Raw genomic sequence first — 19,290 nt, 5'->3', positions numbered from 1 at the left:
AGCTCCGGAAAGAATCTAGTCCGTCCGGAGATGCTCCATGGCATCCTTCAACTTCAACTTCAATTTTTTCAGGCGAATCTCTTCCCATTGGTCCGCAGGCGAGTGGTGCGGATTCATGACGAGATGGTCAAGACGTTCAGAGTATTGCGCGTGTTCCATCTGCAAGCGGGTGAGTTGCTCATGACGAAATGACGCCTCGGTGTGCGCAGGAAGCATGGATACCTCCGTCCAAACTGATGCCAAGCACTCTACTCCGGTCCTTTTTCCTCGGCAACCGTCTCTTGTGGAAACTGAAGGGACATCAACATGGCATCCTCGACGGGGTCGCGATAGTACCGCCGCCGCAGCCCCTCCTCCTGGAAGCCAAGCCCCCGATAGAGCGCCTGCGCCGCCCCGTTCCCGGTACGAACTTCCAGCATTAGCCGGATTGCTCCGGCGGCCTGGGCCTCAGTCAACAGATACCGCAGGAGCCCGTTCCCCAGGCCATTCCGGCGGTGGGAGGACGCCACCACAATCGCCTCCAGCTCGGCTACGACCTCGCCGGGAATCCGCAGCAGCGATGCCACGGCATACCCGGCCACCTCCCCATCGGCCTCGGCGATCACGACGATGGCGTCTCCAGAGAGCAGCCCCAGCCAGTGGACCGGAGTCCACTCTGGCATGCCAGGTGTCGCAGCCTGCAGATGCTGCAGTGCAGCCACATCCCGCTCCTCCGCCCTCCGGATCACGTTCGTCATAGAGAAATTATCGCTAACCACCAAACTGGGTGCCCCATATCTGCGAAGCAGATGCGGGACTATCGAGCGGGAGCTCGATCCGTCTTTTTGTTTGTCATTTCGCAGCGACCAAAGGGCGCGGAGAAATCTGCTTTTAAAAAAGATCGTGGTTTCCTCGCCCACCCACCCTAGCGTTGCTGTTCAGTCTCATGTGATCCTTTACACTTTTGTGCCGGAAGTCCTGTGGGGTCAACAGAGGCCAGGAAAAGGCGGTTGCTGCGCAACCTTGGAAAAAGAAAGGACTTTTCCCACTTTCCCTAGCCACTACGGCCGCTATTAATAGGAATTTCGAACAAAGCGACTGTAAAGGATCTCCTGGAACGGAACAGTGTTGCGAGGGTGGGGCACCCTGCCCTACACCCGCTCTAAGGCCCGTTCAGCATCCGGCCGCCGCAGATATAGTGCATCCACAGCTTCGGCGGTCACTACTTGGCCTGCATCCAATGCTGCAATCGCCAGCCCCAGGCCATCCTTTGCCGTCGGTTCGGGCACACGGACTACCACCAACGCATCCAGCGAATCGGCAACGCGATCCTCACAGACCGCCACCGTCGCCTTCGCCGGCACACGGCTCAGCATCTCCTGTAGCGTCACCAGTTCCTGGCTGGCAGCGTTGCCCAGGTAAAACTCGCCCCGTCCTGCGTCCAACGCCGCAAATGCTGCCTCCGGACGCATCGCCCGCAGCACATCCAGGCGCGACAGCGGAATCAGGCCAATGCCCGCGGCCTCGGACAACCCTTTCGCCATCGCAACCCCAACGCGCACGCCGGTAAACGATCCCGGCCCATGCATCACGGCAATGGCATCCAGATCCTTCAATCCACAACCAGCCTCTTCCAGCACTTTCCGCACCGCACGCATACCGTGCGAAGCAGCCATCCGTGGAGCAAGCTCCACCTGCTGTATGCCTGCGGCGGACGATAGTGCGACCGATCCACCCAGGCCGCAGGTATCGATCAGCAGCAAACGCCGATCGCTCACCCCAGCACCTCGCCAGACTTCACCTGGTAGCCATGTAGGAAGTCAGCAGCAGGCATACGCTTCTTGCCTTCGAGCTGTACTTCATCCAGCACCAGCATGGTGTCCTCAGCACACGCCACCATCAGGCTGTCGCCATCCACGCGGACCGCTCCAGGCACTCCAGTACCGGTGATGGCATGCATGCCATGCACCGTCAGCTTCTTACCGCGGAAGAGGGTGAAGCACCCCGGCCACGGCTGAAACCCGCGCCAGCGATTCACATTCCACTGCGCTGGCTGGGCATATTGAATGCGGCCATCTTCGCGCGTAAGAATCGGCGCCAGTGTCGCCTGCGACTCATCCTGTTGCTGCGGCGTAATGGTTCCTGCTTGCAGCCCGGCGAGCGTCTCCACCATCAGCTTCGAGCCCACCTCGGCCAGGATCGGAAACAGATCCACTGAGGTCTGCTCCTGGCCGATCGGCACCTCGTGTTTCAGCAGCATCGCGCCGGTGTCGAGGCCCTCATCCAGCAGCATGGTGGTCACACCAGTGACGGTCTCGCCGTGAGCGATAGCCCATTGAATCGGTGCGGCTCCGCGATACTTCGGCAGCAGTGAAGCATGGCCATTGATGTTGCCGTAGCGCGGCAGATCGAGCATCCACTTCGGGATGATGCGGCCGTAGGCCACCACCACGATCACTTCGGGAGCAACCGTCTCCAGCTCCGCGCGGAACTCTGCGTTGGTCTTGATCTTCTCCGGCTGCAGGACACGCAGCCCATGCGAGAGCGCGAGCTGCTTAACCGGAGGAGCAACGATCTCCTGGTTGCGTCCGACGGGACGGTCTGGCTGCGTCACCACCAGGGCGATCTCATGCCCGGCGTCGATCAACGCCTGCAGCGTGGGCACGGCGAACTGCGGAGTACCGCAGAAGACCAGGCGCACCGCTCTACCACTCCCCGTTCTTCTGCATCTTGCGAATGCGGCGCAGCACCAGGTCGCGCTTCAAACGGCTGAGATGATCGATGAACAGAATGCCGTTCAGGTGATCGATCTCGTGCTGGAAGGCTCGCGACAGCAGCTCTGTACCTTCGATCTCAAACCACTTGCCTTCGACATCCTGCGCGCGAACCTTCACCTGGAAGGCGCGGTTCACCTTCTCGCGGATCTCCGGCAGGCTCAGGCAGCCCTCTTCTTCGTGCTGCTTGCCTGAGTTTTCGATGATCTCGGGATTGATCAGTACGATCTTCTGCGCCGGATCCTTCTTGAACGAGAGATCGATGATGCAGAGGCGCTTCGCAATATTGATCTGCGGCGCCGCCAGACCAATGCCCTGCGCCTCGTACATAGACTCGAACATGTCCGCAACCAACTGCTTCAGCTCTTTGTCGAAGACCGTGACATCTTCGGCGGGCTTCATCAACACAGGGTCGGGAAACTTAATAATGGGATAGATCATCGTCTTATAAATCTTGTCATCCTGAGCATCGCGAAGGACCCGCTTCTTGTTGTCATCCTGAGCATCGCGTTGTCATCCTGAGCGAAGCGAAGGACCCGCTTTTGAACTCTGCTAGAAGTTACGAATCTGTACGCAGTAGCCCTCGAAATTGCGCTTCAGTTCCTTCAAGGAATCGCCGCCAAACTTCTCCAGTACCAGCCGCGCCAGCGTCAGTGCAACCATCGCCTCGGCGGCTACACCCGCCGCCGGCACCACACAGACGTCGGAGCGTTCATAGGCCGCCTTCACCGGTTCACGGGTCTCAAAGTTCACCGATCCCAGCGGCCGACGCAGTGTCGAGATCGGCTTCAGATAGCCGCGCACGATCACATCCTCACCGTTCGAGATACCGCCCTCAAGACCGCCGGCATTGTTGTGGTCGCGCTCGAAGCGCGTGAATGGGCCATCCGTCTCGCCGTAGGAGATGGCATCGTGAACCTCTGATCCTTTCGACTCGGCCGCCGTGACACCACGGCCGATCTCCACGGCCTTCACCGCCTGCAGGCTCATCACCGCCTGCGCAAGCAGACCGTCCAGACGCTCGTCCCAGTTCACGTGCGTTCCAACACCTGGAGGAACCCCATGAGCGACCACCTCGAAGACTCCGCCGATGGTGTCGCCCGTGCGCAGGATGCCGTCGACCTCGCCCTTCATGGCCTTCTCGCTCTCGGGGTCGGCGCAGTTCAGCAGGATCTCGTCCTTGCCGTGCAGAGCCTTGATCTCATCCCAGGTCACGGGCCGCTGCAGCTCAGCCTTGCCTACGCGGATGACGTGGCTGGCGACTTCAATCCCAAGCTCTTTCAGCAGCAGCTTCGCCAGCGCTCCAGCAGCAACGCGGGCAGCAGACTCGCGGGCGGAGGCACGCTCCAGTACATAGCGGGCATCGTGAAAGTCGTACTTCAGCGAACCGGCCAGATCGGCGTGTCCAGGGCGCGGAGAAGCCACAGCCTTGTGCTTCGCGGGGTCGCCCGGCTCAACCGGCAAAATCTCGGTCCAGTTCTTCCAGTCGCGGTTCTCCAGTGTCATGGCGACCGGCGAGCCGATGGTGTGGCCATGACGAACACCCGAGAGCACATGCGCCGTATCGCGCTCAATGCGCATACGGCCGCCGCGGCCATATCCCTGCTGACGCCGCCAGAGCTCGCGGTTGACGTACTCCAGATCGACCGGCACCCCGGCGGGCATACCACTGACCAGCGCGACGAGACTCTCGCCGTGACTTTCACCTGCTGTGGAGAAACGAAGCATAAACATCAATTTTATCGCGAGATGGGGAGCCCATACACCGGGTGCCCTATGTCCCGCTTCTGGGACATAGGTATTCGCGCTACGCGCGAACCGCTTTCCACGTTCTAGATATGGACCTCAGCGGGCGAGAAGCAGATTTCTCCGCTACGAAATGACAAAAATACTAGCTAGTCGCCCACCCATCGCGATGCGATGGATGGGGCACCCAGAGCATGGGTCGGCAAACCTTATTCATTCTTCCATTCTTCAATCATTCAATCGTTCTTCAAGTATTCCTTCGAATCCACCAACTGCCGGTCCATACTCCGGATCCAGTCGGTCACCGAACCCGGCTGTGCTCCGCCGGCGACATGGTTCGCAAGCTGTGTCCTCAGGTTCTGCATCTTCGCTTCGAGATCGTCGATCGCATGGAAGACCAGCGCCTCCGCAAACATAGGCAGCTTGGGCGAACCGAACTCGAGCGATCCGTGGTGCGACAGGATGATGTGCTCCACCAGGATGCGCAGTCTCTCCGGAAACGGCTCCACCTGCGAGATCAGTGCGAGCTTGTCGCGCAGCATGCCCATCGCAATGGAGATATGCCCGATAAGCTGTCCCTCGGCCGAGTAGGCAAAGCTCGACTTCCACTCCAGCTCGCGAGTCTTGCCAACGTCATGCAGAATGGCCGCCGTGCACAGCAGATCGGGATCCACCTCGGGATACTGCGGAGCCACCCGCTTGCACATGCGCAGCAGGAAGACGACATGCTCCAGCAGACCGCCGATCCAGGCATGGTGCAGTACCTTTGCCGCGGGAGCGCTCATGAACGCCGGCCCAATGACCGGATCATCGAGGAACGCATTCACCAGCCGCTGCAGATGCACGTTGCTGAAGGCGTCGACGGTCGAGCGCAGCTCCTGCCACATCTCTCCGATGTCGTACTGCGTATGCGGCAGGAAGTCTGCCGGGTCGACCTCGCTCTCAGCGGCCAGGCGAAGCTTTTGCAGCGTGATCTGGAAACGGCCGTTGTACTTCGAGATCTGTCCCTGCACCTTCACATAGCAGCCGGGTTCGCAGGTACGCAGCGCGTCCTCGAACTCGTCCCACATGCGTGCGTCCATGGTGCCGGTCTTGTCTACCAGCGTGAGCGCCAGGTACTGTCCGCTACCCGACTTTTTCTCGCGCGCCGAGATGGAGCCCAACGCAAAGTAGCTGGTAATGACCTCGTTCTCGTACTGCGAGGCGTCTGCGATAAAGAAAGACTTCATATCCTTGAAACTCAAGAATACCCCGTCAATTGTGCCCTCAGCGCAACACCATCTGACGCACCGCGCATCTTAAAGCAAAGCTGTATCCAAAACGGAGATCGCAATGAAAGCAAAATGGTTGACAGCAGTCGTCTTCGCCGGAGCACTGGCAGCTCCTGGCAATGCGCAGGTCAGCGTTGGCGTCACCATCGGAGCACCGCCGCCCCCACTGCGTTATGAGGCTCCCCCACCCATCCCGGGTCCTGACTATCTATGGATTGATGGCTACTGGAGTATCAACCGCGGCCGATACATCTGGGTTCCCGGCCGCTGGGAGCGCCGCCCCTACGCCGGAGCGTATTACACCCACCCCCACTACGATCACTATCCCGAAGGCTGGCGCCTTCACGAAGGCCACTGGGACCGTGAAGATCACGGCGACCACCACGACTGGCACCGCCACTAGTTTTGGACTGCCCACGCCGGGTGCCCCTCGATAAGGAAGAAGACTGTGTCAAGGGGTAAAAAGAGCGTACGTCATTATTCGATGCGAGAGCACCGTTTGAGAGTCCAGAGGCAAGGGGTTAGAGGACCGGTGTCTTCTGGGGTAACTCAACGCTGCATCACATCTCTGTGGGGCCTAGCCCCACCAACCATCGATTCGACCATATACAACAGGCCATGATGCTTCTATGCGGACATCCAGCCTGTGCTGGATGCGAAAGCGCTCACTCAACGTCACGACCATGGATGGCCAGGGGCACCCCCGAGCTGCTCTCGATATGGGCGATCTCTGGATAGCGTTTGTTCAGCCTGAGCATCCAGTAGAGCCGCACTGCTAACCTCCTTGCTGCCGCCACCTTGGCCACTGCTTTCGGCTTGTGGTGGCAGCGAGCCTGATACTGCTTTCGAAATCCTTCATCCAGCCGGCAGGCCGTCTGAGCTGCTTCGACCAGCAACTGGCGCATGAACCGGTTGCCCTGCTTGCTGATGGCTCCCAGTTTGCGCTTGCCGCCCGAGGTGTATTCGCTGGGGATCAGGCCCAGATAGCTGGCGACCTTCCCGCTGTACTCGAACCGGCTCACATCGCCGATCGTCAGTACGAAGGCCATCGCCGTGATCGGACCGACTCCCGGCTGGCTCATCAACAGCTCCGCCTTCGCATCCTCCCTGGCCGCCTGCACGACTGCCTCATCCAGCTCCTTGATCTGCTGATCCAGACCCTTCATCAGCTCCAGCAGATCCTCCCGTCGCCGGGCACTCCAGCCCTCCAGAGGAAGCTTTTCCAACTCAGCCCTCCCCCGAACGCTCCACAGCCGCGACTGCTTCTGTACGCCACGGTTCATCGCCAGGTGCTGCAGCCCGTTCTTCACCCGGGTCCGGATCTCCACCAGCTTGTGTCGGTGGATCAGCAGCTGACGAAGATCCCGCTGCTTGGCTGAAGGCGTCCACAACCGCGGAAACCGGTCCTCCACCAGCAGCTTCAGGATATGGTCCGCATCCCGGCGGTCCGTCTTCTGCTTCCGTACATAGCTGGCTCGGATCTTCGCCGCATCTCCGACCCACACCGTGTGACCCAGACTGCCTAGCAGATCAATAAACCACTGCGCGTTGCCGCACGACTCGATCCCTACAAGCGCTCCTGGAGACAACGACCGGTAGAACCGCTCCGCCTCCCCGTCCCCGTTGACCAGCTTCGCTTCCCGGTACTCGCCAGTCTCCTGATCTAAAAATGAAACCTGCTGCCACTGCGGATGGAAATCACAACCTACAATCTGCATAAGAAGGCTTCTCCTGATCTTCCCGATAGGTCAGTCCTCTAACCCTTACCTATCTCGATCTTCGCTGAAGCCTTCTTCCTTATCCCATCAACATACGCGTAGCTTATGTGGGAGTATCGACCGAAGGGTCGATATTGTCTTTTTTGTCATTTCGCAGCGAAGCGGAGAAATCCGCTTCTTCATGAACAACAGAAAGGCCCCGTTTCCGGGGCCTTTTCTCTTCCTTACCGATTCGTCGTATCGCCGGTTCCCGGCGGTACCGGACTCTTATACGTACCGTCATCGTTGCGCTGGCTGTTGACTTCCTTCTGCGTCTCCGAGGGCGCCTGGACGGTCTGCTGGATGCGCTTCTTCTCCTCACCCTTCTTGCGCTTTACCTTCTTCTTACCGTTGTTGCCATTCAGACCGAGAGCAGAAGACTGCACCTTGCGGCTCTGCACCTCTTCCTCCTGCGGAGCATCGGGCATAGCAGCTGCCTTCTCACGGGCAAAGGCAGCTTTGCGGTCAACCTTCGCCTGCTCAAACTCCTTCTGCTTGGCGGAGTAGCGCGACTTATGATCGGCCACCTGAGCCTTCGGAGCCAGCGGATCGACATTGGCGGCAGCCGCCGCTGCGGCAGCATCGGCATTCGCCTGCGACAGCGGATTGCTGTCCACCGGGGCGATCGCGGTGCCGGGAGCAGCCTCCTGCTGCGCCCCGGTGTTGGCGACCTGGTCCTCAGGAGCCGCAGGCAGCGCCGTACGCGGAGCCTGGCCGTAACGTACCTTCTCGCGCTTGATCTTCTTCGGCTTGCCGTTCTTATCCAGAGGCAGGCTGGCAAGCTGCGCTCCGTCCTTGGGAGCCTGGGCAAGACGGCCCGTCTTCGCCGTATCGAAGCGCGACTTGTTCACCTTCTTCTTCGGAGCAGGCGGCGTATAGGCGGTAAAGACAAACGAAGTCTGGCGGCCCGAAGAGCCGGAATCCGCATAGCCCGGCCGCAGATCAATATAGGCATCCTCACGCAGCTTGGTCAGGTAGGCACGCAGCGCCGGATTCATCTGCTCGGAGTACATCGCCTCCTGCACCTGGGGCTCGATCTGCTCCAGCGGAGGAACGCCGGCTGCAGTATGCTCCGTCACCTTCAGGATCACGAAACCCTGACGAGTACGGATGGGAGCGGTATTTTCGCCGGCCTTCAGAGGAAACGTCTTGTCTTCAAGCACTTGCGCCAACATGCCGGCGCCGCGCTTGAACATACCCAGGTCGCCACCCTGCGCCGCCGTCGGTCCGCCGGAGACGGTCTTGGCCAAATCCTCAAACTTCGCTCCTGCGGCCAGTTGCGCGGCTACGTCGTCCGCCTTCTTCTGGGCGGCAGCGATATCGGCGTCGGTCGGGGTGCCGGGGGTGGGAATCAGAATCTCGGCCAGGTGGATCTGTTCCGGCTGGCTGAACTCGTTCTTGTGGGCGTTGTAGTAGCGCAGCTCGTCGGCGTGCGTCATCTGCAACTTACGGCCGACCTCGTTGCGCACCACTTCGCCGGTAACAATATTGTTGCGAATCGATGCTTTGAAGTCCTCAAAGCTCACACCCTGCTCGCGGGCCGCCTTCTCCAGGGCCTCCATCGAATCAAAGTGGTTCTGCTTGCGGATCTCGTCCAGGCGGCGAACAACCTCGGCGTCGGCATTGACGCCGAGCTCCTTGCCCTTTGAAATCAACAGTTGCTGGTCGATCAGATCGCGCAGCAGATCCTTACGGCGCTTGTCAGCGTCTTCCGGAGACAGCCGGTTCTGCGTGATTTCACCCTCGAGCTGCTGCTGGGCCCGCTCATAGTCTGAGCGGGAGATGATCTGGTCATTCACGCGGACGACCATGTCCTCCACCACCTCGGCGTCGGGTGTGATGGCCTTGGGCGTGGGCGAATTCACCGGCTGCTTCTGGGCAATGGGGCTTACATAGCGCGGAGCGCTGGACTTCTGCTGCTGGGCGAACGCGGAAACAGCCAGAAGCAGGCTGGCGCTGCCTGTCAGGATGGATGGACGAATGGTCATAAATCGAAACAGAATCCCTGCCGGTTGAACTGCCATACCAAATTCGACGCGAAGGTGCCAAATCGGGTATCGACTCGCCTATTCTACGCCCCGCGAGGCGATTTTGGGCCTCGGTTCGGCTCACCTTCCAGTGCTATACTCCGTCATACGCGGGAGATAGAGCAGCCCGCGTTCGAGTTGCTTCCCTACCTGTATAAAGAGGTACCTTCCACAATGGCTCTTCGCACCCGCCGTGCCGCCTTCTCTGCAACCGTTTTCCTAGCCACATGCGCCCTTGCCGGTTCCTTGGTGAACCAGAGAGTTGGAGCGCAACAGGCCACTGACGAAAACAAAGTTCGCGACAGCCTTAAAAGCTTCACCAGCGCCTATGCCGTGGTCGAGCAGAACTATGCCGACCCCATGACCGGCGAGCGCATCGATAAGGCCATCTACGACGGCGCCATTCCGGGCATGCTGCACACGCTCGATCCACACTCCAACTTCTATGACCCGAAGGCCTACGCGCAGATGCGCGAAGACCAGCACGGTAAGTACTACGGCGTAGGCATGCAGATCCAGCCGCAGAACAATAAGATCGTGGTCGTCGCTCCCTTCGAAGGAACGCCCGCATATAAGGCCGGCATCCGCCCGGGCGATGTGATTGTCTCTGTCGACGGCAAGTCGACCGAAGGCATGGACTCGGCCGCGGTGGCCAGCCTGCTGAAGGGCGCTCGCGGCACCCATGTTGCCGTGGTGATGGCCCGCGAAGGCTCTGAAAAAAACCTGACCTTTGACCTCGTCCGCGATGAGATTCCCCGCTATTCGGTTGATCTGGCCTTCCAGATCAAGCCGGGCGTTGGCTACATTCACGTCTCCAGCTTTATGGAAACCACCAGCCACGAGGTCGCCGATGCCCTGGAGAAGTTCGGCAAAGTCGACGGGCTGGTCATCGATCTGCGCGGCAACCCCGGCGGTCTGCTGAAGGAAGCTGTGGCGATGAGCGACAAGTTCCTGCAGAAGGGACAGATCGTCGTCAGCCAGAAGGGACGCGCCTTCCCGGATGAGGTCTACCGCGCCACCCGCGGCGAACAGGGTAAGTCATATCCCATCGTCGTGCTGGTGAACCGCAACACGGCATCGGCTGCCGAGATCGTATCCGGCGCACTGCAGGATCACGATCGCGCCCTGATCGTAGGTGAAACCACCTTCGGCAAAGGCCTGGTGCAGACCGTCAGCACGCTGAGCGAGAATACCGGCCTGGCGCTGACCACGTATCACTACTACACGCCTAGCGGCCGCCTGATTCAGCGCAACTACGACAACGTCTCGCTCTACGACTACTACTACGTACGCGATACGCCGAAGGACAACGCCAACCGCGAGGTGAAACTCACCGACAGCGGACGCACGGTCTACGGCGGCGGCGGCATCACACCGGACGAGAAGGTTGAAACGCCGAAGTCAACGCACCTGCAGGACCAGTTGCTGATCGGCTACGCCTTCTTCAACTACTCCAAGCACTACCTGGCGAACCATCCGGTCACCAAGGAGTTCACGGTGGACGATGCTGTGATCGCCGACTTCAAGGGCTTCCTGAAGTCTGCTCCGTCGACGCAGAACATCACCTACTCCGATGCTGACTTCGATGCGGTGAAGGACTGGATCAAGGCCAACATCAAGGCTGAGCTCTTCACCTCGCAGTTCGGACAGACCGAAGGTCTGCACGTCCGCGCCGACTGGGACCCGATGATCCAGAAGGCCGTCGGCTACCTTCCGCAGGCACAGGCCCTGGCCGACAAGGCCGCCAATGTGCAGAAGCAGGCCGCACTGCGGTAAGTCTGTGCAGCAACACAGAATCACGGAAACACCGAAGGGCGCGTTGAGAGACGCGCCCTTCGTCTGCTAAACTAACTTTCGTTGGTTGTGCCACCGTCCGCGCCCACCAGATGCGCGGACTTCTGTTGTGGGGCTGTAGCTCAGCTGGGAGAGCGCCTCGTTCGCAACGAGGAGGTCAGCGGTTCGATCCCGCTCAGCTCCACCAAAGTCCCCCGGCCATTCCTCTCAGTCCGCGCCAAAAACATCCTTCTTGTTTGTCATCCCGTAGGGATCTGCTTTTCTATTCACAGATCCGATGTCCGCGCCAATCTCTCGGGCTACAATTCCGCCAAAGGGGGAACTGGAGCATGCCCAGCACACAGGACATAGAGTCCATCCACATGCGCGACTGGAGGTGGAGCCAGGCAGAAAAGATCGCCGCCCGCCGAGCCTTCGAGCAGGCGCTCCACCAGGACCTCGATACCGTTATGCGTACGGCAAAAGAACGCATCGCACAGATCACCAAACCCGCGGAACTCTGGGACATAGAAGATTGGCTCGGAGATCAGCGCCGCCGCATCGACCGCGATTACGATTACCGCTACTCCGTACTGCCCATAGTCTTCGCCGGCATGATCCGCTCCGGCCGCCTCACCGAAAACGATCTCCACGGCATCGACCCCGCTAAGCTCGACATCATCCGCAGGATAGCCAGTTACTAGGGTGGTGTCTCAGAAGTTCTTGTCATGTTGTCACCGTGAACACAGTGAAGGACCCGCTTTTCAACGCTTCGGGCGGCAACGCTCTTCATGATTTATGTCGCCAGACTTCAGAGACACCCACGCTGGGTGCCCCTCGATAAGGAAGAAGACTGTGTCAAGGGGTAAAAAGAGCGTACGTCATTATTCGATGCGGGAGCACCGTTTGAGAGTCCAGAGGCAAGGGGTTAGAGGACCGGTGTCTTCTGGGGTAACTCAACGCTGCATCACATCTCTGTGGGGCCTAGCCCCACCAACCATCGATTCGACCATATACAACAGGCCATGATGCTTCTATGCGGACATCCAGCCTGTGCTGGATGCGAAAGCGCTCACTCAACGTCACGACCATGGATGGCCAGGGGCACCCCCGAGCTGCTCTCGATATGGGCGATCTCTGGATAGCGTTTGTTCAGCCTGAGCATCCAGTAGAGCCGCACTGCTAACCTCCTTGCTGCCGCCACCTTGGCCACTGCTTTCGGCTTGTGGTGGCAGCGAGCCTGATACTGCTTTCGAAATCCTTCATCCAGCCGGCAGGCCGTCTGAGCTGCTTCGACCAGCAACTGGCGCATGAACCGGTTGCCCTGCTTGCTGATGGCTCCCAGTTTGCGCTTGCCGCCCGAGGTGTATTCGCTGGGGATCAGGCCCAGATAGCTGGCGACCTTCCCGCTGTACTCGAACCGGCTCACATCGCCGATCGTCAGTACGAAGGCCATCGCCGTGATCGGACCGACTCCCGGCTGGCTCATCAACAGCTCCGCCTTCGCATCCTCCCTGGCCGCCTGCACGACTGCCTCATCCAGCTCCTTGATCTGCTGATCCAGACCCTTCATCAGCTCCAGCAGATCCTCCCGTCGCCGGGCACTCCAGCCCTCCAGAGGAAGCTTTTCCAACTCAGCCCTCCCCCGAACGCTCCACAGCCGCGACTGCTTCTGTACGCCACGGTTCATCGCCAGGTGCTGCAGCCCGTTCTTCACCCGGGTCCGGATCTCCACCAGCTTGTGTCGGTGGATCAGCAGCTGACGAAGATCCCGCTGCTTGGCTGAAGGCGTCCACAACCGCGGAAACCGGTCCTCCACCAGCAGCTTCAGGATATGGTCCGCATCCCGGCGGTCCGTCTTCTGCTTCCGTACATAGCTGGCTCGGATCTTCGCCGCATCTCCGACCCACACCGTGTGACCCAGACTGCCTAGCAGATCAATAAACCACTGCGCGTTGCCGCACGACTCGATCCCTACAAGCGCTCCTGGAGACAACGACCGGTAGAACCGCTCCGCCTCCCCGTCCCCGTTGACCAGCTTCGCTTCCCGGTACTCGCCAGTCTCCTGATCTAAAAATGAAACCTGCTGCCACTGCGGATGGAAATCACAACCTACAATCTGCATAAGAAGGCTTCTCCTGATCTTCCCGATAGGTCAGTCCTCTAACCCTTACCTATCTCGATCTTCGCTGAAGCCTTCTTCCTTATCCCATCAATATCTGGCAGCATTATCGCCAGATGTGGGTAAGCCGGCCACGACAATTCTGATCATGCGGTGAAAATCATCCGGCCCATTTTGTTTGCCATCCCGCAGGGATCTGCTTTCTTAAAGCAGACGGCCCCCGAATCAGTGCGTAACCATCGACTGCCTGCCGAGCCTCTGATCCTCAACCAGCCTGACGTCATCATCCATATGATCCAACGGACAGCAGCACAGGTTTTTCTTGCTATACATGGTTACGTCCCGTCTGTCTCAGGTTTCTCCGGGTTTCTCCGCATTTTTTTGCTGTGTAGGAATCAATTCTCTATTCGTAACGCAAAGCCGTTATCGGATCGATCTTCGTGGCCCTGCGAGCCGGTAGCCAGCATGCCAATACGATGACAAGTACCATCATGCACGGAGCGGTGAACAGGATAAGAGGATCGTTGGCGCTGAGTCCGTACAAAAAGCTAGCCATAACCTTCCGCAGGAGAAATGCGCCGACAACGCCGACGACCGATCCGACAATCGCCAATCGTGCACCCTGCCGGAGGATCAGCCGCAGGACTTCGCGCGAACTTGCACCCAGCGCGATATGGATGCCAATCTCCCGCGTACGCTGCGAAACGAAATAGGCCATGACCGCATACACCCCAACTGCAGCAAGAGCCAATGACAAAAAGGAAAATCCCCCCAGAAGCAGGACATCGAAATTGCGCAGCGAATCGGAATCGGCAACCATCGAATCCATTGCCTTCACCTCATAGACCGGGACTTGCGAGTTGACGTTCGCCACTGCTGAATGGATTGAATGAAGAAGATCGTTCTGCGACATTCGGCTGCGGATCGCAATCGCCATATTTGCTTCGATCAGTGAGCGCATGCTGTCGGGAACCTGCGTGTAGGGATAATATGCCGTGGGTTCGATCACAACATCAGCGCCCCAGTGACGGACGTCGGCGGCGACTCCGACCACCACGCACCACAAACTGCCGGTGAATTGAGGCTTGATCCGCTTGCTTACAGCACTTTCTCCCGGCCAATATTTACGTGCGAGACTCTCGCTCACGATGGCAACCGACATAGAAGTTGACGTGTCTTGTTGACTAAAAGCGCGCCCTTGCAACAGTGGTATCTGAAGCGTGTGGAAATAACCTTCATCCACCGTCCGATATCGTGTCACGATCTCTCCAGGAACAGCCGAAGACGTTTTGCCTTCAGTGTCGATTGGCATGGAGGGATCGGTGCCGCTAAGCGGAAGATCACGCGCGATCGCAGCTGATTGCACCCCAGGCAGGGCGCGAACACGTTCGGCGACATCGTGGTAGAAGCCGGAAATTCCTGATCCGGAAAGTAGCGGCGGCGCAGCAATGCGGAACGTGAGCACATGCTCTGGCGCGAAGCCGAGCTTCACGCTCCTGAGAGACCACAGGCTTCTTAGAGCAAGTCCGGTCCCGATCAGAAGCATGCACGCAAGCGCCGTTTCGAGGATGACCAGGACGGAGCGATTGCGCCCAAATCGATGGCCGGACGTGCCACCGTGTTCTCGCAAACTGTCGTTCAGATCGACACGCGCGGCATCGATGGCGGGTACTAGACCAAATAAAATGCCCACCGTCACAGAAACGAAAAAGGAAAACATCAGAACCATGCCGTCGATGCCAATTTCTTCGATGCGAGGAACTGAGGTCGGATGGATGGCGAGCATTCCGCGCAGCAGAAGAAAGGCAATTCCAATACCAATTACTCCGCCTGCTCCTGCCAGCAGGACGCTCTCAGTCAGCAGCTGACGAACGATGCGAAAGGGAGAGGCCCCGAGTGCAGTACGAACAGCCATCTCGCGCTGCCGCGCCGCACCGCGAGCAAGCAGGAGATTGGCAACGTTGGCGCAGGCAATCAGCAGCACGAAGCAGACACAGCCCATCAGCATCAACAGCGCAGGCCGCACATTGCGTGTAAATGCATCATTAAGCGTCTGCAGGTCGACCCCAAAACCCTCATCACCACCTGGGTCCTGTCGATGCAGACGGGCTGCAATCGAGTCCAATTCGCTCCGCGCCTGCGCGAGGCTGACTCCATCGGGTAGGCGGACCAAACCGCTCAGCCAGTGGAGAGTCGAGGACGAGCTGACTCCGCTTCCCGGATGAAGCTGTAACGGGGTCCACAACAATTCTTTCCCGGTGAAGCCGTTGAATCCGGCGGGCATCACACCGACAACGGTATAGGGCGCTCCATTAAGCTGAATTGGCTTGCCAATGATATCTGGGTTAGCGCCGTACCGGCCTTTCCATAAGGCCGAACTGAGGACGACAAAGCCACCAGCTCCCGCCACATCCTCTTGCGGCGAAAACAATCGTCCGAGCATTGGCTGAACACCCAGAGCGGGCAGCCACTCGTACGAGACCTCGCCGCCTGCGACCCGCTCGGGCTGCGCTCCAGATCCGCTGAGATTAAATGCCCAAGAAACATGTGCGCCCATTTGGGCCAGTAGCCCGCCCTTCTGCTTCCATTCCAGAAAATCGCGCGTGGAGAAGAGATTACTGTTCCCATTGGCCTGGCGTTGCGACACAACGATCAGACGACTGGAATCCTGAACCGGCCAGGCTTTCAGCAGAACCGAGTGAATCACACTGAACATCGCGGTGCTGACACCAATTCCCAGCGACAAAGTAAGCACTGCCCCAACGGAAAAGCGCGGCGATCTCAGAAGCGATCGGACCCCGAAACGAACATCCCGCAGCAATCTCTCCATTTGTGTTTCCTCTGCAGGATGAGACGTTAGGCCAGACGTCTTGTACGCATATCGCTGGGAAATCGTAAACACCTTCGTTCGAATTGGACGGCCTAGATCCATCGGGCCTGTCGATTAATGCATTCAGGGCAGCCTCACTCATCGAGACGGTGGTCACCAATTTTCCTCCTCTCGTTTTCGGCACAGGCTATTCCAACGCACTCTGTTGGCGATGGTCGAAGGAGGGTGAAAGGGTAAAGGTAATCCGGATGTAATTTTAACTTTACTAAAAGTAATTTATAAGTTACTTTTTAGAGCATGACAGAGCGCACCCGATTGCGAGTTCTCCTTGTTGCTATCGTCATCGCCGCATGCTTTCTGGATATATGGGCATCTCGCCTGCTGGAAGAGACCGGATTTAGTCCGATACAGCGTTTCTGGATCGCAATGATTCCGCTGCCGGGCGAGATTGCCTTGATCGCGATGGTCCTATACATCGTGCGCTTTCTTGATGAGTTCAAGCGCCAGGTGGGCCTTGAAGCTGTGACCTTCGCCTTTCTGACAACAGGAGTCGGTGTCTTCGTCTACGGATATGTGCAAAAGGCGGGGCTGGTCGGGCCATTTCATGCCGCGTGGATCTGGATTTTCATGCTGGTGACCTATGGTCTTGGGCACCTTATCGCTATGTGGCGTTATCGATGAAAAACAGGATTCGAGTTCTTCGGGCCGAACAGGACTGGACGCAGGCTGACTTGGCAGATGCCGTTGGAGTTTCGCGACAGGCAATCATCGCGATTGAGAAGGGGAAGTATGAGCCAGGCCTGGGACTTGCCTTTCGCATTGCCCGTGTATTTGGCAAGCAGGTAGAAGAGGTCTTTTTGTGGAACGACGAGAGGTGATGGAGGTTGAGACCATGCTTAGGAAATCGCAAATTGCTGCCCTTACCCTGCTTGCTGCCATCATGTGGGCGGGCGTGACATACCAAATAAAGCACAACCCCAATCCCGGAGAAACACGTGAAATCATGCGCTTTCTACTGGCGCCGGTTGGCGGCGTGATCAGCGTTTGGTTGTGCAAGGTTGTTGGGAGACTGAGCAATGAGCAACTGCTTGCGGGTACCGCGCTGGTTGGCGGGCTTGCCATGGTACTGGATGGTGCAGCCCTGCGCTGGTTCCACGGCCTTTACGGTTTCAATGAACAAGTGCTGCGCGTAGCTGCCGCCGGGTTGCTGTGGGGATATGGTGTGGCCTACCTGATAGCAATTGTTTGGGTCAGCCTCGCGACCCGGAAACAACCCGGGCTTTCTTGAGATCATCTTCGCGACAATCGCGGAAACCCGGGACCAGCGTACCGCCTATGCGTGTGCTTCAACCTCAGCGCCAGACTGTCCGGCTCATGAGGAACCAACACAAGGTGAGCATGATTGGACATCAGACCGCATCCTAGTAGCGACGTTCTGTGTTGTCGCACATTCTCATGCAACTACTTCAAGTACACCGCTCGGTCAGTATTGTCTTCCAGAATGTACCGTCTCGCATTGCCACGCTGTTTAACGTGTGCGGCTCCCCGACTGCAACCACTCGCGCAAATCATCCCATACTTCAACTTATCTGTTTACGTCCCCTGGAGTGCACCCCTGAAGTGAGACACGGTAATCTGGGGACAGGCGAATCGAAAGAGGAGCGATGTCCCAGGAAGAGAAAAGGGCGTTCAGCCGGTCGTTCAAGCTGCGGGCAGTAAAGCGAATGGAGGCTGGCGAGAGCAGCGGTGCGTTGTCGGTAGAACTGGCAGTGAAGCGAACCCTGCTCTATCGTTGGCGCGATGCTGTTCGGCAGGATGGAGAGAAGGCCTTTCGAAGGAAGTCTGGCCGCCCATCGAAGACGGAACTGCTGAAGCGTGAGCACGGCGAGGAAGAAGCCAGCGAGTTAGCCTAGGCGCGGCGCAAGATCGCAGAGTTGGAGCGCAAGATAGGCCAGCAGTTGGATCTGGATTTTTTCAAACAAGCCTTGCGGCACATCGAGGCTCCACGGCAGCGAAACAGCGCGCGTGGCGCAACAGCATCTTCGCCAGCATCCAGACGATGACGCTACCGCAAGGCTCTCCATCGAGATCGGTGGAGCGGATGTGCAAGCTGGCCGGCGTGAGCCGGGCGAGCTTCTATCGCGACTGGGAAAAGTCAGCGCCGCTGGGTGAAGAGACAGAGCTGCGAGACACGATACACCGCCTGGCTCTGGCCCATCGTACTTATGGCTACAGGAGAATAGGAGCTCTTCTGCGGCGGGAAGGGCGTGTGGTCAACCACAAACGGCTGATACGGGTCATGCGGGAGGACAACCTGTTATGCCTGCGCAAAGCTGCGTTCCGCCCTGCGACAACGGACTCCAATCATCGTTGGCGGGTATGGCCGAATCTGGCGCGGCACATAACTCCCATGGGCCCTAATCGGCTGTGGGTAGCAGATATCACCTATGTCCATCTGGCGGAGGCCTTCGTGTATCTGGCTGTCGTGCTGGATGCGTTCAGCCGCAAGGTCGTGGGGTGGGCGTTGGGAAATCAGCTCACCGCGAACCTAGCGCTGGGAGCGTTAGAGATGGCCCTAAGTGATCGCAAGATCGCGCCTGGCGAACTTGTTCACCACACAGACCGGGGTATCCAATACGCCTGTGGTGACTACATCACACGCCTGCAGGCCGCGGGGATACAACCGAGTATGAGCCGCCCAGGATGTCCCTACGACAACGCCATGGCCGAGAGCTTCATGAAAACCCTCAAGGCGGAAGAAGTCAACGCCACTTCCTATCGCAATATCCAACATGCCAGATCCGCCATGCGCCGCTTCATCGAAGACGTCTATAATCGCCATCGGCTCCACTCTGCTCTCGACTATCTATCACCAGTAGAGTTCGAGCTTGCCTCGCTCTCCGCTACTTCCACCACCGTAGCTCTCAGCGCCAACCCATAACTACTAACCTGCCTGTCCCCAGATTACTGCGTCTCACTTCAGGGGGGCACTCCACCCGCCTGTCCCCGGG

Annotated in this window: 19 protein-coding genes and 1 tRNA gene; 9 read left to right on the top strand and 11 right to left on the bottom strand. The window is 58.7% G+C overall.

Going from position 1 to position 19,290, the window contains the following annotated elements; genetic code table 11:
* Positions 1 to 15 precede the first annotated feature (15 nt).
* The 7 genes from FTW19_RS09260 to FTW19_RS09230 form a co-directional block, all read right to left on the bottom strand.
* Positions 16 to 216 carry a DUF465 domain-containing protein gene (locus FTW19_RS09260; protein WP_147647355.1) on the bottom strand — a complete coding sequence of 67 codons (201 nt, stop codon included), beginning with the start codon at positions 214 to 216 and terminating at the stop codon, positions 16 to 18.
* Between the two features lie 32 nt (positions 217 to 248).
* Positions 249 to 701, bottom strand: coding sequence for a ribosomal protein S18-alanine N-acetyltransferase (rimI, locus tag FTW19_RS09255; RefSeq protein ID WP_187143389.1), 453 nt, complete (start codon positions 699 to 701; stop codon positions 249 to 251).
* Between the two features lie 429 nt (positions 702 to 1,130).
* Complete coding sequence (gene tsaB, locus FTW19_RS09250) at positions 1,131 to 1,757, bottom strand: tRNA (adenosine(37)-N6)-threonylcarbamoyltransferase complex dimerization subunit type 1 TsaB (protein ID WP_147647353.1); 627 nt, start codon at positions 1,755 to 1,757, stop codon at positions 1,131 to 1,133.
* Positions 1,754 to 2,680: a methionyl-tRNA formyltransferase gene (fmt, locus tag FTW19_RS09245; protein WP_147647352.1), complete on the bottom strand. Its 927-nt coding sequence runs from the start codon at positions 2,678 to 2,680 to the stop codon at positions 1,754 to 1,756. The genes tsaB and fmt overlap by 4 nt, the downstream gene beginning before the upstream one ends.
* A 4-nt stretch (positions 2,681 to 2,684) precedes the next feature.
* Positions 2,685 to 3,194: a peptide deformylase gene (gene def / locus FTW19_RS09240; protein ID WP_147647351.1), complete on the bottom strand. Its 510-nt coding sequence runs from the start codon at positions 3,192 to 3,194 to the stop codon at positions 2,685 to 2,687.
* 111 nt (positions 3,195 to 3,305) lie between these two features.
* A complete protein-coding gene (gene aroC / locus FTW19_RS09235) occupies positions 3,306 to 4,481 on the bottom strand; it encodes a chorismate synthase (RefSeq protein WP_147647350.1) in 1,176 nt (391 codons plus the stop codon).
* A gap of 254 nt (positions 4,482 to 4,735) precedes the next feature.
* Positions 4,736 to 5,728 (bottom strand): 3'-5' exoribonuclease YhaM family protein, encoded by a 993-nt coding sequence (locus FTW19_RS09230; RefSeq protein WP_147647349.1) that lies wholly within the window; start codon positions 5,726 to 5,728, stop codon positions 4,736 to 4,738.
* Between the two features lie 103 nt (positions 5,729 to 5,831).
* Here FTW19_RS09230 and FTW19_RS09225 point away from each other — a divergent pair, with 103 nt between their 5' ends.
* Positions 5,832 to 6,173, top strand: coding sequence for a YXWGXW repeat-containing protein (locus FTW19_RS09225; protein WP_147647348.1), 342 nt, complete (start codon positions 5,832 to 5,834; stop codon positions 6,171 to 6,173).
* A gap of 262 nt (positions 6,174 to 6,435) precedes the next feature.
* Here the strand turns inward: FTW19_RS09225 and FTW19_RS09220 are convergent, their stop codons facing one another.
* Positions 6,436 to 7,488: an IS110 family transposase gene (locus tag FTW19_RS09220; RefSeq protein WP_147645765.1), complete on the bottom strand. Its 1,053-nt coding sequence runs from the start codon at positions 7,486 to 7,488 to the stop codon at positions 6,436 to 6,438.
* A gap of 224 nt (positions 7,489 to 7,712) precedes the next feature.
* The gene (locus FTW19_RS09215; RefSeq protein WP_246153655.1) at positions 7,713 to 9,515 is read right to left on the bottom strand and encodes a peptidylprolyl isomerase; all 1,803 of its coding nucleotides are present in this window, start codon (positions 9,513 to 9,515) and stop codon (positions 7,713 to 7,715) included.
* 213 nt (positions 9,516 to 9,728) lie between these two features.
* On the opposite strand from FTW19_RS09215, the gene FTW19_RS09210 reads away from it, so the two are divergent.
* The 3 genes from FTW19_RS09210 to FTW19_RS09200 all read left to right on the top strand — a co-directional run bounded on the left by FTW19_RS09210 (position 9,729) and on the right by FTW19_RS09200 (position 12,031).
* Positions 9,729 to 11,330, top strand: coding sequence for a S41 family peptidase (locus FTW19_RS09210; protein WP_147647346.1), 1,602 nt, complete (start codon positions 9,729 to 9,731; stop codon positions 11,328 to 11,330).
* A 129-nt stretch (positions 11,331 to 11,459) separates the two neighbouring features.
* Positions 11,460 to 11,535, top strand: a tRNA-Ala gene (locus FTW19_RS09205).
* A gap of 142 nt (positions 11,536 to 11,677) precedes the next feature.
* Positions 11,678 to 12,031, top strand: a complete 354-nt coding sequence (locus FTW19_RS09200; protein ID WP_147647345.1) for a hypothetical protein — start codon at positions 11,678 to 11,680, stop codon at positions 12,029 to 12,031.
* A gap of 368 nt (positions 12,032 to 12,399) precedes the next feature.
* Here the strand turns inward: FTW19_RS09200 and FTW19_RS09195 are convergent, their stop codons facing one another.
* Positions 12,400 to 13,452, bottom strand: a complete 1,053-nt coding sequence (locus FTW19_RS09195; protein ID WP_147645765.1) for an IS110 family transposase — start codon at positions 13,450 to 13,452, stop codon at positions 12,400 to 12,402.
* Between the two features lie 400 nt (positions 13,453 to 13,852).
* Positions 13,853 to 16,279 carry an ABC transporter permease gene (locus FTW19_RS09190; RefSeq protein ID WP_187143388.1) on the bottom strand — a complete coding sequence of 809 codons (2,427 nt, stop codon included), beginning with the start codon at positions 16,277 to 16,279 and terminating at the stop codon, positions 13,853 to 13,855.
* A 297-nt stretch (positions 16,280 to 16,576) separates the two neighbouring features.
* Here FTW19_RS09190 and FTW19_RS09185 point away from each other — a divergent pair, with 297 nt between their 5' ends.
* The 5 genes from FTW19_RS09185 to FTW19_RS09165 all read left to right on the top strand — a co-directional run bounded on the left by FTW19_RS09185 (position 16,577) and on the right by FTW19_RS09165 (position 19,220).
* Positions 16,577 to 16,960, top strand: coding sequence for a hypothetical protein (locus FTW19_RS09185; RefSeq protein WP_147647343.1), 384 nt, complete (start codon positions 16,577 to 16,579; stop codon positions 16,958 to 16,960).
* On the top strand, positions 16,957 to 17,157 hold the full coding sequence (locus FTW19_RS09180; protein WP_147647342.1) for a helix-turn-helix transcriptional regulator: 201 nt from the start codon (positions 16,957 to 16,959) through the stop codon (positions 17,155 to 17,157). Before FTW19_RS09185 ends, FTW19_RS09180 begins: the two co-directional genes overlap by 4 nt.
* The gene (locus FTW19_RS09175; RefSeq protein WP_222705550.1) at positions 17,157 to 17,567 is read left to right on the top strand and encodes a hypothetical protein; all 411 of its coding nucleotides are present in this window, start codon (positions 17,157 to 17,159) and stop codon (positions 17,565 to 17,567) included. The genes FTW19_RS09180 and FTW19_RS09175 overlap by 1 nt, the downstream gene beginning before the upstream one ends.
* Positions 17,568 to 17,943: 376 nt before the next feature.
* Entirely contained in the window at positions 17,944 to 18,192 is a 249-nt protein-coding gene (locus tag FTW19_RS09170; RefSeq protein WP_147647341.1) for a helix-turn-helix domain-containing protein, read from the top strand.
* Positions 18,193 to 18,338: 146 nt separating this feature from the next.
* Positions 18,339 to 19,220, top strand: coding sequence for an IS3 family transposase (locus FTW19_RS09165; protein ID WP_147647340.1), 882 nt, complete (start codon positions 18,339 to 18,341; stop codon positions 19,218 to 19,220).
* Positions 19,221 to 19,290 lie beyond the last annotated feature (70 nt).

The organism is Terriglobus albidus (genome assembly GCF_008000815.1).
GTDB classification, from domain to species: Bacteria; Acidobacteriota; Terriglobia; order Terriglobales; family Acidobacteriaceae; genus Terriglobus; species Terriglobus albidus_A.
The sequence above is the reverse complement of the archived record's forward strand: the minus strand, read 5'-3'. Positions and strand labels throughout refer to the sequence as shown.

What these genes read in the sequence shown, in the direction of transcription:
- FTW19_RS09165 (WP_147647340.1), top strand. Translation starts at nt 18,339, where the DNA reads ATGACGCTACCGCAAGGCTCTCCATCGAGATCGGTGGAGCGGATGTGC.
- FTW19_RS09260 (WP_147647355.1), bottom strand. Translation starts at nt 216, where the DNA reads ATGCTTCCTGCGCACACCGAGGCGTCATTTCGTCATGAGCAACTCACC.
- aroC (WP_147647350.1), bottom strand. Translation starts at nt 4,481, where the DNA reads ATGCTTCGTTTCTCCACAGCAGGTGAAAGTCACGGCGAGAGTCTCGTC.
- FTW19_RS09230 (WP_147647349.1), bottom strand. Translation starts at nt 5,728, where the DNA reads ATGAAGTCTTTCTTTATCGCAGACGCCTCGCAGTACGAGAACGAGGTC.
- FTW19_RS09200 (WP_147647345.1), top strand. Translation starts at nt 11,678, where the DNA reads ATGCCCAGCACACAGGACATAGAGTCCATCCACATGCGCGACTGGAGG.
- FTW19_RS09220 (WP_147645765.1), bottom strand. Translation starts at nt 7,488, where the DNA reads ATGCAGATTGTAGGTTGTGATTTCCATCCGCAGTGGCAGCAGGTTTCA.
- def (WP_147647351.1), bottom strand. Translation starts at nt 3,194, where the DNA reads ATGATCTATCCCATTATTAAGTTTCCCGACCCTGTGTTGATGAAGCCC.
- FTW19_RS09195 (WP_147645765.1), bottom strand. Translation starts at nt 13,452, where the DNA reads ATGCAGATTGTAGGTTGTGATTTCCATCCGCAGTGGCAGCAGGTTTCA.
- FTW19_RS09190 (WP_187143388.1), bottom strand. Translation starts at nt 16,279, where the DNA reads ATGGAGAGATTGCTGCGGGATGTTCGTTTCGGGGTCCGATCGCTTCTG.
- FTW19_RS09185 (WP_147647343.1), top strand. Translation starts at nt 16,577, where the DNA reads ATGACAGAGCGCACCCGATTGCGAGTTCTCCTTGTTGCTATCGTCATC.
- FTW19_RS09170 (WP_147647341.1), top strand. Translation starts at nt 17,944, where the DNA reads ATGTCCCAGGAAGAGAAAAGGGCGTTCAGCCGGTCGTTCAAGCTGCGG.
- FTW19_RS09180 (WP_147647342.1), top strand. Translation starts at nt 16,957, where the DNA reads ATGAAAAACAGGATTCGAGTTCTTCGGGCCGAACAGGACTGGACGCAG.
- FTW19_RS09215 (WP_246153655.1), bottom strand. Translation starts at nt 9,515, where the DNA reads ATGACCATTCGTCCATCCATCCTGACAGGCAGCGCCAGCCTGCTTCTG.
- FTW19_RS09175 (WP_222705550.1), top strand. Translation starts at nt 17,157, where the DNA reads ATGGAGGTTGAGACCATGCTTAGGAAATCGCAAATTGCTGCCCTTACC.
- FTW19_RS09210 (WP_147647346.1), top strand. Translation starts at nt 9,729, where the DNA reads ATGGCTCTTCGCACCCGCCGTGCCGCCTTCTCTGCAACCGTTTTCCTA.
- FTW19_RS09225 (WP_147647348.1), top strand. Translation starts at nt 5,832, where the DNA reads ATGAAAGCAAAATGGTTGACAGCAGTCGTCTTCGCCGGAGCACTGGCA.